The sequence below is a fragment of the Paraburkholderia sediminicola genome, assembly GCF_046026895.1.
GTDB lineage: Bacteria > Pseudomonadota > Gammaproteobacteria > Burkholderiales > Burkholderiaceae > Paraburkholderia > Paraburkholderia sediminicola_C.
The window spans coordinates 205,857-219,352 of the sequence record NZ_JAQQEU010000003.1 but is presented as its reverse complement, the minus strand read 5'-3'; the positions used below and the strand labels follow the sequence as shown (position 1 = coordinate 219,352).

15 protein-coding genes are annotated in these 13,496 nt (G+C 61.6%); 4 read left to right on the top strand and 11 right to left on the bottom strand.

The window, feature by feature from the left end; translation table 11 throughout:
* From PQR02_RS04025 to PQR02_RS04000, 6 genes are all read right to left on the bottom strand, one after another.
* A partial coding sequence (locus tag PQR02_RS04025) for an enoyl-CoA hydratase/isomerase family protein (protein WP_408225792.1) occupies window positions 1-785 on the bottom strand: 785 nt, incomplete at its 3' end.
* 28 nt (window positions 786-813) lie between these two features.
* The gene (locus PQR02_RS04020) at window positions 814-1,707 is read right to left on the bottom strand and encodes an alpha/beta hydrolase (protein ID WP_408225789.1); all 894 of its coding nucleotides are present in this window, start codon (window positions 1,705-1,707) and stop codon (window positions 814-816) included.
* Window positions 1,708-1,740: 33 nt separating this feature from the next.
* The gene (locus PQR02_RS04015) at window positions 1,741-2,922 is read right to left on the bottom strand and encodes an alpha/beta fold hydrolase (RefSeq protein ID WP_408225786.1); all 1,182 of its coding nucleotides are present in this window, start codon (window positions 2,920-2,922) and stop codon (window positions 1,741-1,743) included.
* A gap of 27 nt (window positions 2,923-2,949) precedes the next feature.
* Window positions 2,950-3,660 (bottom strand): flavin reductase family protein, encoded by a 711-nt coding sequence (locus tag PQR02_RS04010; RefSeq protein ID WP_408225783.1) that lies wholly within the window; start codon window positions 3,658-3,660, stop codon window positions 2,950-2,952.
* A 231-nt stretch (window positions 3,661-3,891) separates the two neighbouring features.
* On the bottom strand, window positions 3,892-4,344 hold the full coding sequence (locus PQR02_RS04005) for a MaoC family dehydratase (RefSeq protein WP_408225780.1): 453 nt from the start codon (window positions 4,342-4,344) through the stop codon (window positions 3,892-3,894).
* Window positions 4,345-4,775: 431 nt separating this feature from the next.
* A complete protein-coding gene (locus PQR02_RS04000; protein WP_408225777.1) occupies window positions 4,776-5,279 on the bottom strand; it encodes a tautomerase family protein in 504 nt (167 codons plus the stop codon).
* 490 nt (window positions 5,280-5,769) lie between these two features.
* Here PQR02_RS04000 and PQR02_RS03995 point away from each other — a divergent pair, with 490 nt between their 5' ends.
* Entirely contained in the window at window positions 5,770-6,750 is a 981-nt protein-coding gene (locus PQR02_RS03995) for a helix-turn-helix domain-containing protein (protein ID WP_408225774.1), read from the top strand.
* 39 nt (window positions 6,751-6,789) lie between these two features.
* On the opposite strand, the gene PQR02_RS03990 is transcribed toward PQR02_RS03995, so the two are convergent.
* The 3 genes from PQR02_RS03990 to PQR02_RS03980 form a co-directional block, all read right to left on the bottom strand.
* The gene (locus PQR02_RS03990) at window positions 6,790-7,185 is read right to left on the bottom strand and encodes a VOC family protein (RefSeq protein ID WP_408225771.1); all 396 of its coding nucleotides are present in this window, start codon (window positions 7,183-7,185) and stop codon (window positions 6,790-6,792) included.
* Between the two features lie 182 nt (window positions 7,186-7,367).
* Window positions 7,368-7,724 carry a nuclear transport factor 2 family protein gene (locus tag PQR02_RS03985; RefSeq protein ID WP_408225768.1) on the bottom strand — a complete coding sequence of 119 codons (357 nt, stop codon included), beginning with the start codon at window positions 7,722-7,724 and terminating at the stop codon, window positions 7,368-7,370.
* Between the two features lie 71 nt (window positions 7,725-7,795).
* On the bottom strand, window positions 7,796-8,233 hold the full coding sequence (locus PQR02_RS03980; protein WP_408225765.1) for a cupin domain-containing protein: 438 nt from the start codon (window positions 8,231-8,233) through the stop codon (window positions 7,796-7,798).
* A gap of 735 nt (window positions 8,234-8,968) precedes the next feature.
* Here PQR02_RS03980 and PQR02_RS03975 point away from each other — a divergent pair.
* The 3 genes from PQR02_RS03975 to PQR02_RS03965 all read left to right on the top strand — a co-directional run bounded on the left by PQR02_RS03975 (window position 8,969) and on the right by PQR02_RS03965 (window position 12,051).
* Window positions 8,969-10,273, top strand: coding sequence for an MFS transporter (locus PQR02_RS03975; protein WP_408225762.1), 1,305 nt, complete (start codon window positions 8,969-8,971; stop codon window positions 10,271-10,273).
* Between the two features lie 17 nt (window positions 10,274-10,290).
* Window positions 10,291-10,998, top strand: a complete 708-nt coding sequence (locus tag PQR02_RS03970) for a winged helix-turn-helix domain-containing protein (RefSeq protein WP_408225759.1) — start codon at window positions 10,291-10,293, stop codon at window positions 10,996-10,998.
* 66 nt (window positions 10,999-11,064) lie between these two features.
* On the top strand, window positions 11,065-12,051 hold the full coding sequence (locus tag PQR02_RS03965) for a tetratricopeptide repeat protein (RefSeq protein WP_408225756.1): 987 nt from the start codon (window positions 11,065-11,067) through the stop codon (window positions 12,049-12,051).
* A 148-nt stretch (window positions 12,052-12,199) separates the two neighbouring features.
* Here the strand turns inward: PQR02_RS03965 and PQR02_RS03960 are convergent, their stop codons facing one another.
* Together PQR02_RS03960 and PQR02_RS03955 are read right to left on the bottom strand one after the other, a co-directional pair.
* Entirely contained in the window at window positions 12,200-12,478 is a 279-nt protein-coding gene (locus PQR02_RS03960; RefSeq protein WP_408225753.1) for a hypothetical protein, read from the bottom strand.
* A 673-nt stretch (window positions 12,479-13,151) separates the two neighbouring features.
* The gene (locus tag PQR02_RS03955; RefSeq protein ID WP_408225750.1) at window positions 13,152-13,493 is read right to left on the bottom strand and encodes a Kelch repeat-containing protein; all 342 of its coding nucleotides are present in this window, start codon (window positions 13,491-13,493) and stop codon (window positions 13,152-13,154) included.
* Window positions 13,494-13,496 lie beyond the last annotated feature (3 nt).

Here is a 13,496-nt window from a genome sequence, read left to right as displayed (position 1 = left end):
CGCCCGTTGAAATCCATCACGGGTCGCGGGCGTCCCGCCTTCAGCGCATCGACCGCGGAGCGGATCCCGCGCCGCGCGTCGTCGGTGTCGAACAGCGGCATCGCGATGTCGAGCATCGCCTCGTCCGCGGCCGCCACGCCGCCGACCGCCCATGCGCGCAGCAACGCCTTGTGCGCAGCATAGGCCCGGGTGGGCCCGCGCGCGATCTTGCGCGCGAAGTCGGATGAATCCTTCAGCAGGTCCGCATCGGCGACCACGCGGTTCACGACGCCGAAGCGTTCCATCGTCGCGGCAGGGACCTTCTCCGACGTCAGCGCCCACTCGGACGCTCGCGAACGGCCCGCGCGTTCGGCGACCCGGTAGATGCCGCCCAGCACGGTGACGATCCCGAGCGTCTGTTCGGGATGGCCGAACGTCGCCGATTCGGCCGCGAAGATCACGTCCGCGCGCAGCGCAAGTTCGAGACCACCGCCGAAACACAGGCCCTGCACCGCAACGACGACCGGCAGCGGCAGGTGCTCGAAGCGGTTGAACACGGACATGTAGTGGCCGAAGCGGGCACGCAGTTCGCGCAAGCTCGCATCGGGCCAGGTCATGATGTCGCCGCCGAACGAGAAGTTTTCGCCTTCGCTGCGCACGAGCACCGCGCGCGCGTCGCTGCGTTCGATCTCGGTGACGGCCGCGGCGAGTTCGTCGACCATCTGGTCGTCGATGCGATTCTGCGGAGGACGGTTGATGACGATCGTCGCGAGCCCGTCGTCGAAGCTGATAGTCAGGTGAGACATGGGAAGTCCTTTGTCGTGAACGTGGACGTTAGCCGAGGTGCTGCCTGAACCACTCGAGCGCGGCTTCGCTGGAAAGCCGGAATTGCGACAGATAGGGATCGAAGTGGCCGCCTTCTATCGTCACGAGGCGCTTGGGCTGCAGCGCGCGTTCGTAGGCTGCGAGTTCGAGGTCGGTCAACGTGATCGTGTCGCGCGTGGCGACCACCATCAGCAGCGGCGTCGGCGATACGCGCGCGATCCAGTGACCGGGCTCGTACATGCGCGCGGCGCGTGTCGAGCGGACCGTCACGTTGTTTTCCCACGCGCCGTCCGGGAGCGGCTGCAGATAGAAGCCGATCGCGTCCTTCGCGCGATACGACGCGGGGATCGCGGGATCGGCACTGACGATCGCCTGACGCCGGGGCGGCTCACCACGCAATTGGGCGCGATCGTCGTCGGCGAACGCTTCCTCGATCGCCGCGACGTTCTCCGGCGCAATGCGGCGCAGCCCCTGTTCGTAGCCGCTGATCGTCGGCACCTGCGCGACGACGCAGCGCAGGCGCCGCTCGGTCGCGCCCAGCACGATCGCATGGCCGCCCGCATAGCTCGTGCCCCACAGGCCGATGCGCGTGGGATCGACGACGTCGAGCGTTTCGAGGAAGCTGATTGCGCGTCGCCAGTCGGCGATCTGACGCCACGGATCGATGTCATGGCGTGGCGTGCCTTCGCTCGCGCCGAAGCCCCGATGGTCGTGCAGCAGCACGACAAAGCCGGCTTCGGCGAACGCGCGCGCGAACGGCTCGAGCCCGTGCTGCTTGACGCCGGCGTAGCCGTGCGCCATCGTGATCGCGGGTCGCCGCCCCTCGCCGGGCGGCACAAAGAGCCACCCGCGCAGCTTCACGCCGTCATCGACCTCGAATTCCACATCGGTACGTTTAATCATTTCGATCTCCTGAATCCTGGGTGGGCGCGCGAATTACGCGCCGCGATAGAAAACGCTTGCGTCGACCTGCCCTTGCAGGACGCGGCCGAGTTCGGCCGAGAATTTCAGCGCGCCGCCGAGCGGGCGATGATGGATCGCCACATGAGCGATCTTGCCTTCTGCGTTCTTCGTCAGCACCGTGATCCCGCGCATCTGCTCGCCGCCGAATGCCTGCACTTCCCATTCGAGGTAGTCGCGCATGTCGTTGTGCGCTTGGTGCGTGAACGAGAGCGCCTCGTAGATCTTGCTCGCCGCGCTCATCACGGTTTTGACCTGATCGACGCCGACGACCGGCTTCGCGAGCACGCCCGCTTCGAGCACGACGTTCGGCGCGAACGCGTCCGCGAATGCGTCCGCGGACTTGTGCTCGAACGCGCGCGTCCATCCTTGCGGCGCGACCGGCACGGCCAGCCTGCGCGCCACGTGTGAGGCCGGTTCGACGTCCGCGCGGAACGATCCGACGATGCGCGCGACCTCGTTCGGTTGCTCGACTTGCGGCCAGTGGCCCGCGCGCTCGATCGACACCACGGTCGGCGCTTCGAAGCGCGGCGTCACGCCCGACGAAATCAGCTCGGCGGTGACGAATGCGTCGCCGCCGCCGCGAATGATCAACACGGGCCCGCGGTATCGCGCAGGTTCGGCGCCCGACGGATGGCCGTTGTTCCACAGATCGGCGAAGGTGCCGACCGCCGCGGCGTCGACGCGGTCGCCTAGCTGGCCAAGACGTTCGAGTTGCCCGTCGTCGAGCTGCACCGACAGGTTGCGGCGCAACTCGCGCTGCGCGGCCGGATTGCCGCCGAGCGCATGGAAGGTGCGCATCGCGTCGTCAGGCAGGCCAGTGCCGCGCAGCGGCACCGGCGTCAGCAGCACGAGGCCGCGGACCTGCGCGTCTAGCCGTTGGGCGACGAGTTCGGCGATCTGCGCGCCCATGCTGTGCCCGACGAGCACGACCGGGCGCGACAGCGCGCGGACCTGCGTCGTGACGTCCGCGGCGAAGCGGTCGAGGCTGTACGGGCCGGGTTCGCCGGCGCGCGCGCCCATTCCCGGAAGATCGATGCGCAGTGCGCCGGCCGCGCGGTCGCCCAGGTGCCGGGCGAGGTCGTCCCACGCGTCGGCACCGTCCAGGAACCCGTGGATGAACACGAGCGCGGGCTGGGTCGAATGAGTCGGATTCATGCGTGTCTCACTTGATTGGTTCGTACATCAGCGCGTCGCGCCGGAGGCGGACCAGTTCACCGCGTCGATCGGCGAGTAGCCGTCCTCGAACCCGTCGAGCCGGCCAATTCTCTTTTTCTGCAGCAGCGTGAGCGCCTGTGGGTCGAGTGGCGTCGTGAACGCGTTCTGCACGACCGTGTATTCGGCGGCGAGCCGGGCGACCGCCTGCAGGCCGGCGGTGTCGATGCGGCCGCGATCGAGGTAGAGATCGTCGCGGATCTGGAAACGGAGCACTTCGCCGAATACCACGTGGTCGTTCTGGTCGCCGATCGGGATGATCCGGTCGACCTTGCATTCGAGCGCAATCGGCGCGGCATCCACGCGCGGCGGACGGACCGTCAGCGACTCGGCCTTCTTGAGGCCGACCGCGTCGAACTCGTCGACTTCGGACGGGAATTCGAATGCGGTACGGTGCATCGCGTCCGCAAGCTCGAGGCTCACGATGTTCACGACGAATTCGCCGGTGTCGCGGATGTTGACGAACGTATCTTTCAGCGTGACGCCGTCCGAGCGCGGTTGCATCGAGATCGACACCATCGGCGGCTTGCGGCCGACCGCGGTGAAGAACGATATCGGCGCGAGATTCGCGACGCCGTTTTTGGAGAGCGTGCTGACCCATGCGATTGCGCGCGGCAGGATCGAGCCAATCAGCAATTTGTAGTTCGCAGTGGCGTCCTGAGTGGAGGGATCGACGATCATGATATGTGTCCTGTGTCGACCGGAGGTGGCGCTTTAGCGCCTACTCCGGTCCCATGCAAGTTGTATGTCGACCGGAGTTGGCGTGTCGACCAGAGTTGGCGCTTTAGCGCTTACTCTGGTCCCATGCAAAGCTGTCGACCAGAGTTGGCGCTTTAGCGCCTACTCTGGTCCCATAACGCCTACTCCGGTCCCATGAAAGATGGTTGCTGTAAATGGATCGGGTCTTGGGCGTTACGCGGGCCGGCGGGCGACGATCAGCTTTGCGGTCAGGTTCTGCACCACTTCGCCGTGCTGATTGATCGTTCTGGAGCGCAGCACCAGCATGCCGCGATCGGTGCGCGAGCGAGACGGCGTCAGCTCGACGATTTCGCTTTCGACATGCAGGACGTCGCCGGGGCGCGTCGGCTTCTTCCATTCGATCTCGCCACCGGCGCCAAGCACGCCGTTGGCCAGCTTGGGGCCACCGGAGACGAGCAGACGCATCGTGATCGCCGCGGTATGCCAGCCACTCGCGGCGAGCCCGCCGAACATCGTGTCGCGCGCGGCTTCATCGTCGAGATGGAACGGCTGTGGATCGAACTCCGCGGCGAACCGCTTGATGTCGGCAGCGCTGACTTCATGCGTACCGGTGGTGAAGGTATCGCCGACTTTGAGGTCGTCGAAATAGAGCGTCTCCTGACTCATGGCCCTGTCCTATGAAGTTGAGGATGGCGGGCCGATCGACTGATGTCGTTCGCTGTCCCGCGGGTATTGCAGCTACTGTAGGGAATATCTCTGAGAGGAGAAAGACAGCACGGGTGAAAGCATCATTTCAATTCGATCAATTATCGGTACGGGCCGGCTCTACGCAGCGGAAATACTGCGCCTCAGGGCGAGAGTGTTGCCACTTCCGCCGTGTGCGAAGTCGCTTGGGGGGGCCCGCCGACATTCGAAAGCATTTCTAAAGGTCGGCTGGTGCGTGATCTGCTGGGCCGCGAAGTCAGGTGGACGTACGTCCTGAAAGTCGTCGGGGAGGACCACCCTGACGAGCGACGGGTAATGACGAAGATCAGGGATGTCCTGCCGGTCGCTCGCGGTTGCGGCAGCGTAGTCTCCAGGCTTGCCGCAAACTTCGTTTACTTCTTGACCGTATAGGGAACATCGATACGGGGGCGGCCAGCCACGGCTTTTTCCATCGCGTCGATGCGTTCGCTATCGAGCTGCAAGGTACGAGCGGTAAAGGCAGTGGTCCAGGTCCGCCCGTCGATACTCCAGGTCCCGCTCGAAATCTCTTCGATAATGCAAAATACGCGTGGGCCGCTGCCGTCGCCCTTCGTTCCGTCGACTTCAAGGATTGAGTCGGTCAGCTCGCGGGCGAGACTGTCTATCCGCTTTTGATCCATGAATCCGGCCATGACCCGAACATTGATTCGATAAATGTTCTGCCCGGGAGTCTTTCCGGCGACGGTGACCTGATGTTGAGGACGTTCGTCGAGGTAGACCCACGCGACGGACGCGGACGTCTGGTTAATCTCGATTCCCTCCCAACGAAGCGCGATGGACCACAGCTTCGCCGAGAGCCTGCTTTGGGCGTCTGTGTCCAATGAACCTTGCGCAAAGGTAACATCCATGAGTGGCATGACCAGTACTCCTGATATTGACGGGCGGTGCATCAAGATTTGCCTCGCGCCTGGGCTGGTGAGATATCTCACTCGCCCCAGGCGGGCTTCGGCCTTCCGGGTCGCCAGCGGAACCCGTGCGGACTGATGGAGTTATCGTAGCCGTCGTCGGGGAGTACTGATTGCGTCTCCGTGCACGGAGAATTGCCGTATAGCGCTCGGGTAACCGAATCGGGGTTGCGGCGTGGCAGTGCGCGCAAGGTCAACTCCCTTTGCACCATGAAGCAAGCGTGGGACCACAATGAGAACGAGAATGGGAGACGCTTTTGTGTGACGTTTAAAGAGATGGCCTTTCAGTAGACGCTCGCCACCATCGAGTTTTCGCTTCGATGTGACCCTTCGACCATTGACGTTAGCGACTGGTACGATAAGGCCAACGCGTTGCCCGCTGAAGGTGAGCGCAATAGGACCGGAGTAAGCGCTAAAGCGCCAACTCTGGTAGGAGACCGACGTGCCAAATGCTTTCACCGAATGGTCGATCGACAGGGTTCCCACGAACGATCGCACAGACGCCTGGCAGGATGTGCTGAGTCACAGCTACAGGGAGTGGCAGGTTCCGCAACGGTTGCCTGCGACGTTCTATGCTCGCGTGAAACAACACGACTTCGCCGGCGCCGGGATCGTTGAAACGGTATGTGACCCTTGCATCGGACAACGGACACGCGCTCAAGTACGACATGACGACGAGCTGTATGTTGGTGTGCAACTTACCACGAGTGGCCGTGAGCGCTTCAAGATTGGCGATTCTGGGGTGGAGGTGACATCGGGCGACCTCGTTGTATGGACCACCGACCAGGTGGTCCAGTTCGAAGTGCTCGAGCGGCTACACAAGGTGACGCTGATGATCCCCTGGACGTTGATGCGGGAGCGTTTGCCGGAACGAAAGCAGCCGCCATCAGGCGGCATGATCGAAAGCCGTACGGGCGTCGGCTCGCTGCTGGCTGTCCACCTGCTCGCATTATCGAACCAGATCGACAGCCTCGACCAGAGTGTTCAGGCTTCTGTGAGCCGGTCCACGCTCGAACTACTTGGCATTGCGCTCTCGGGCCAGCAGCCGTCGGCGGTCTTCGATGCGAGTGCAGCGATGCTGCGCCGCGTGAAGGACTTCATCCTGCAGCACCTTCATGAGGAAGATCTGAATCCGACACGCATCGCAGAGGCGAACAACATCTCGCTGCGCTACCTGCACATGCTGTTCCAACGCAGCGAACTGACCGTCTCAGGATTCGTGCTGGACAGTCGTTTGCGCGCATGCAGACACGCGCTGATTGATCCCGCCTTCCAGCGCCTGCAAATTTCCGAGATCGCATTCCGCTGGGGCTTCAATTCCGTAAGCCATTTCTGCAGGACCTTCCGGGAGCAGTATGGCGCCTCGCCCAGCGATGTGCGCCGCGCAGCGCTGAGTGGCACTGCGGGCGCGGACGTCGTTTGACATGGGGCGGCGGCGCGCCTGATTCACCGCCGCGCCGCATCACACGTAATGCCCTGCGCGCTCCAGCACCTCGATCTTGTAGCCATCGGGGTCCTGAATGAAGAAAAAGCGCGCGAGCATCTCGTCGCCACGTTTGAATTCCTTCACCGCGGTCGGATCGATGCCTAGTCCCGCCATCCGCTCGCGCTCGGATTCGACGTCTGCTACGGCGACAGCAACGTGCCCGTAGCCATCGCCATGCGTGTAGGCTGGCTCGCGCCCCTTGTTCCAGGTGAGCTCGATCTCGAAGTCGTTCTCTTCGTTGCGCAGATACACGAGCGAAAAGTCGGGGAAATCCAGGCGGTGGCTGGTCGAGAGTCCGAGCGCATCGCTGTAGAACTGCAACGACCGGTCAAGGTCGTGAACACGGATCATGGAGTGAATGATCTTGGCCAAGTTTTTCTTCCAGAATATGCAGATGTTGACATGGACAGTTCCGCGTCGGCTGACTGGAGCCCGAAATGACCGCAATGCGGTTTTCAAGCCCTCCCTCCATGACTTGTCCTATGTAGCAATCCTATATAAACGATAACGTCGAGCCTGTCGCTACGGTTTCTGCCGACCGGTGCGAGTGGCTCTTAGCCTGAGAAGGAGGTGAAGGTCTGGACCGCGATCTTTCCATCCTTGACGACCAGCGTATCGGTGGCAAGCGTCACCCAGGGCTTCGCCTCCCACGCCATATAGGCGACTTCGCCAGCCGTACTCTTACTCGTGATCTTGAAGGCTGGCCAGAATCCGGGATCGGCGCTTTCGAGGAACGCCTTGAAGAACGCGCGGATCTCCGCGCTGCCACTATAGGTCTTGTCCGGCGTGATGATCGTCGAGCTGTCGTCGTAGTCTTTCAGAAGCTCGTCGAGACCCTGAGCGAACGCGCCGAGATGATGGTCGAACACCTGCTGGGTGGCTCCATCGATTTGTGCTGAAGCAATGGTCATGTTCAATCTCTCCAAAAACCGGTTGCAGAGCCCGCGAACAGGCTGTCCCGGGCATTCGGCTCAGTTCAGGCCTAGCCCGCGTAGGCGCGCTGCGCTTCGTCCCACGTCACCACGACGATCGGCGTGCCGTCTTCCCTGATGAATGACAGTGGGCCGAGGAACGTCATGTAGAACTCACTGTCGACGGGGAAATACGTCTTGTCGTGCCGCGCGTTCGCGGATTCGTAGCCGTATGCGGGAGCGACCACGGTGTCGCCACCGTGCTCGGTACCGCCGCGCACATCCATGCGGCCTTTTGTCAGAAGATATTCGCCGGGCCCGACATGGAAGTGGGCATTGAAGGATGAGCCGGCCGGGCAATCGAAAATCGCCGTCCAGGCACCCATCTCCGGCGAGGCGTGCAGCATCTTCCAGCGGATGCCGCCTTGGGAAAGCGCATCGGGAAACGCCTTCCAGGGAATATCGTTGAGTTGGACAGCTTCCTCACAGACCTTCGGCTTGATTTCCATCGTCGTCTCCTCTGATATTGCCGCTCCCCGACGGGGCCGGCAGGTTGTGCGCGGTGAGACAACGATACCCCCGACAGATCAGAAAATGCTTGCCCGATAACGCAGGTCCGCTTGCCTGCTGGTGCATGGATGGTTATGGGAGCCTTGACGGATAACCGGTCAGAACCCGCCGCTAAAACTGAAGGAGATCCGGGCGTTCCGGATTCATCTGCAACTGGGCGCACGGACCGCAATCTTGCGATATTCAACCTGGCCATCGACAGCCAATTGTCAGCGTGCGACCTGACCAGACTGCGAGTGCGTGATAAGCGGCCACCCAACGTATGGCGCCTCGTCAACGCCAGCTTTTAACGCACGACAAGGACCGTCCGTGAGCTTCGTCCAAGAGTTCCTGGCATCTCCATTCGGTTGCCGCACCCTTTCGTTGCAGAGGTCCGTCAGCAGTCGGCCATCGGCCTTGGCGAGCTTGAAGTTGTGTTCACGGAGCAGCTTCAGGGCACGCGCTGAACGCGCTGCTGGTCCCTTCGCTACAGCGGGACGCTTCTCTCACCTTATCCCTCGAACACCGCTCAGGCCACGCAAAAAATCTTTCGAACGCGCCGATTGTTGTCCAGAATATTGTGAGGAATAACGAGCACCCTCCTCGCAGCCTCATGTCCGCGTCGCTCTTGACAATCGAAGACACTGCGACTGTCAAACGCTGGTAACCGCGACGCTTACCGAATCAAAGGTCGCATGATCGACGATTCGCTTACAGTCCATAACGCGCGGTTGAACGCCCGCCAGCGCTGGACGATTTTTGTCGCGAGCACCGGAGGGGCGCTCGAGGTATTCGATTTCGCTGTCTACGGCTTTTTCGCGCAGAGCATAGGCCGCGCATTCTTCCCGGCCCGAATGGGCCTGCCCCCAGAGACACTGTCGTTCGCAGTGCTGGCCGTCGGTTACACGTCGAGACTCGTGGGCGGCATCTTCCTCGGCCGGTTGGGTGACAAGTACGGACGGCGCATTGTTTTCGCCTCGTCGGCAATGATCGCTGCCGTGTCGACCCTGGTCATCGGAATACTTCCCTCATACGAATCAATCGGCATTGCCGCGCCAACCCTCCTGGTGCTGCTGCGACTCACGCAGGGTTTGTGTCTGGGCGGTGAATTGCCGGGAGCGGTCATCTATGCCGTTGAAACAGCTCACGATAAACCCGGCGTTTTATGCGGCATTGTGTTTCTTGCTGTCAATATTGCGCTGATACTCGCAACCAGCATCAATCTTGGCCTGCAGATGATTCTCCCATCTGAACAGGTAAGCACATTCGGATGGCGGATCGGCTTTCTGATCGGTGGCCTGCTGGGCCTCCTGAGTTTCGCCGTGCGGCGCACCTTGGTCGAAACCGACGAATATGCGAGGACAGTCAGCACCCGGCACCGGGAACCGCTCGCGGTTCTGTTCCGCAAGCATGCCGTGTCGGTGGTGGCCGGCGTTGCGGCGGCGTCATTGGTGGGCGCGTCCAGCGGTCTCTTCGTGGTGCACATGCCCGCCTACCTTCAGATGCTTCACTATGATCCGCAGCAGATTGCCAGTGCCCAGACGCTGTATGTAGCCACCATCTCGGGGTGCATCCTCGTTACAGCGTACGTCGGCGACCTGTTGTCGCGACGTTATGTCTTCCGGTTGAGCGCCGTCATGTCAGCGCTGTTCGCTCCTTTCTTTTACATTGCGGTCACCCGACATCAGGCCAACTTGCCCCTGCTATTTCTGATGGCGGGTGTCGTCGCTTCGTTTGCAAATGGAACCTACGCGTGTGCGATTGCGGAGATGTTTCCCGTCGACGTGCGATTCAGCGGCCTTGCTACCGCCATGAATCTTGGTCTCGCTGCGCCGATGGCAATGGCGCCGCTCGCCGCGAGCATTCTCGCATCCAGAATGCGCTGGACGCCTGCGCCTGCGCTTGTCATGCTGCTTTGCGCAACGTTCGCATTCGCGGCGTCGTTTCGAATGAAGCGTCCCCTGTCGGCGGCCGTACCATTCGAAATGGGCAATGAGTAGCTGTTGCAGGAGCGAAAATGAATCCTCCGGAATTCGTCAGGATTGGAGACATTGAACTCGATATCCAGCGCTACGAATTGCGTCGGGCTGGACAGCCGATCCGCCTCGAACGCCTGCCGATGGAGTTGTTGATACTGATGGCGTCCCGCGACGGACAACTCGTGACGCGCGCGGACATCGTCAGGACGCTATGGGGTGGCAATGCTTTTCGCGAAACGGACAACAGCATCAATACAGCAATCAGAAAAATTCGGATTGCACTCGGTGAACGTCCCGACCACCCATTGCTTCTAACTACAGTCAAGGGAAAGGGATATCGCCTGGACGGTACGCGGACATCCTCCGAGGAGCCTTTGCCTATTCCCCTGGAAGCAGTTCGCGTACTGGTCCTGCCTTTCGAAAACAAGACCGGCGACTTGCGCGAGGACAGTCTCTGTGACGCGCTTGCAGACGAGACCTCCGCCAACCTCGGCATGCTCGATCCCACGCGGATACTGGTGATTGCCAGGACGACGGCCGCCCGATACCGGCGGGTGAATAAGAGCATCGCGGAGATCGCGCACGAACTGTCCGTCGACTATGTGCTGGAAGGTTCGCTGACGCGGGACGCGGGAAGGATTCGCATCCTGGCGCAATTGATCCGCTGTGTCGATCAGGTACAGATCTGGAGCCGTGCGCACGAACCGACGACACGAGCCGCACTGGATATTCAGAAAGAGGTCTGAGCCGCCCTTGCTCAAGAGGTATCGCCGGCGCTCGCGCAACAGCAACAACACATGCTGGCGAGGCGTTTGCCGGTCGATCCGGCGGCGCACGATGCCTACCTGCGCGGCCGTTATTACTGGACGCGACGGGTTCATTTCGATGCGGGGTTCGCCGCACATCACGCGTTGAGCGATGAGGACTTCATTCGCGCACGGAGCTACTTCGAGAGTGCTGTGGATCGGGATCCGACCTACGCGCTGGGTTATGTCGGCTTGTCGAATATCTTCGGCTCGACCGCGACGCACGGGTTCTACGCACCATCGCAGGGCTACCCTAAAGCACGCGAGTCGGCACTTCGTGCGCTGGAACTCGACGCGAATCTTCCGGAGGCTCATCAGGCGCTTGCAGGTGTGCACTACTTCTACGATTGGGACTGGCGGCGCGCAGAAGCCGAGTTTCTGAAGGCATTGCGGCTCAACCCGAGCCATGCGGAGACCAGCCGCCTCTATGGACGACTTTTGCTGGTGCGTGGGCAGGAAACGGAGGGGCAAGCGCGGATGGAGTTCGCCGAAAGTGTGGACCCGCTGGGGTTCGAAGGTTCGCGCATCTTCGGTCTCATACAGTCCGGCCGATATGAAGAGGCGATCCGCGAATATCGCGGCCACGCGCACGAGGATCGACCGCCGTTGGTCTACCAGTTGCTGGCCACGGCATTCGAGGTCCAGGGTCGATACGAAGAGGCGATCGAAGCGACTGTCGATGCGTTGAAACGGTGCAATGAGTTTGCCCGGGCGGCGTCCATTCGGGCGATCTGGGAGTCCGGCGGCTATCAGCGGGTTCTGCAGTGGTATCTGCAGGATTTGCAGGCAAGGAGCCGCAAGCGCTATACATCGCCGCTTCTGTTTGCGGAATTGTATGCACGCCTCGCACAGCCGGACGAGATGTTTCACTGGCTCGAGGCAGCGGTTGGCGAACGCTCGCCGCGACTATGTGAGCTGCGCACTAACGCATGGTTCCAGCGCTACCGGTCGATGGGACGGTTCCGCAAAATCGAAAAGCACGTTGGTTACTGATCGGACGGTCGAAGCAACGCCCGGAAGCAAGCAAGTGCATGGGGCTCGTCGACTCGGCACCGTGGGTCCGCCACGCGCACAGTAATACGTTGCGCGGATTGCGTCATTCCGGCGTGACGGTCGACCGGTGGCGCAGGCCACCGGTTCTTCATTGGCCGCCGCGATAGAGGTCGCTCCACAGGCGGGCTTGTTCTCCGCTTTGCTCTGAGCGAACGAGATCCTGGTAAACCTGTTGTCGCGAGACTTGCATTGCGTGTCCTGCTTCGCCTGTTGAGGAGCCAGGCGTGCCGCCGACGTCCTGAGCGGCGGACGGTGCTTCGGACGCCACTGGTTTGTCTTGCGCCCACGCTTGTCCAAGAGAGAGGGCGAAAGCGCAGATCGCCACGAGTCGAAGTGTTTTCATGTCAATTGACTCCAGCAAGGTCATGCGGACGCGGTCAACAGAACAGTCGGCCGCAATGGCGGTTTCGAATTACTGCGCGCGAAGCGTCTCGTTCGTAGCGCTTGCCCCATGTTCCGATCGAACTGCCGAAACCACCATCGACACAGTATGAAGAAATCGTTAACTTGCACGCGCCCGCGCCCGCGAGGGCGGTGATTCGCGGCGCACTTGCGGAAGATCAGTAAAAACCAGCGCCCGTATTCCGGCGACCACTCGTGCCGGACATTCAATCAGAAAGTCCAAATTGTGCGCCACGCGTTACGACAGACGCCGGGCGAGATGGGAGTAGCGTCTACGGCTTGCTCCAGACCTGTTTCCAGCACATGAGAAAGGTACCGCGAGCGTCCCTTGAGACCGCGCCTTCGACCGGACACGCGGTGTCCACTAGTGCAGGGCCGAAGTGGGCGGCCTCTCTATCCGCGTCAGCGAGTACATCGGCGGGCACGCGGCCCCAAATTGAAAGGCTGGCAAGAACGCCTGTACAGCCAACCAGGATAACGAGCGTGCGCTTGAATCGGGTCGGGCGGCTGGCGATAAAATCAAATGGCATTGGGAAGCCTCGTCTGGCGGGGGGACTGATGAGCGGTCTTATCGGCACCGATCTCCGAAACCGTAGATCTCCGTTCAATTATTTTTTTCGGACCAGATCGTACGGCACTCAGGCAACAAGTACCTCGTGAACCGAACTCTGGAAAGCCCCACCGTTCATCGGACCGCCACGCGCCACGTGAATTGAATCGGCGATCATCGCGGCGCCCATTCCATGGCGGGGTGTGAGCATCGTCGCATAGGCTTCCCATGCGTCGCTGCGCGGATCGTAAGCCTCGGTCTGTCCGAAGACCCGGCGCGTGCCCTCGCCTCCCATGCAAAAGAACTTGTCGCGCCATACCGCACCGCCATGGCCCGAGCGAGGTGTAGGCATCGGCGCCCGCTCCTCCCGCCTATCCGCTTTCGGATCGTAGCCGACATGCATGCCCGTATTGAAATCGAAGGTGTCCATACT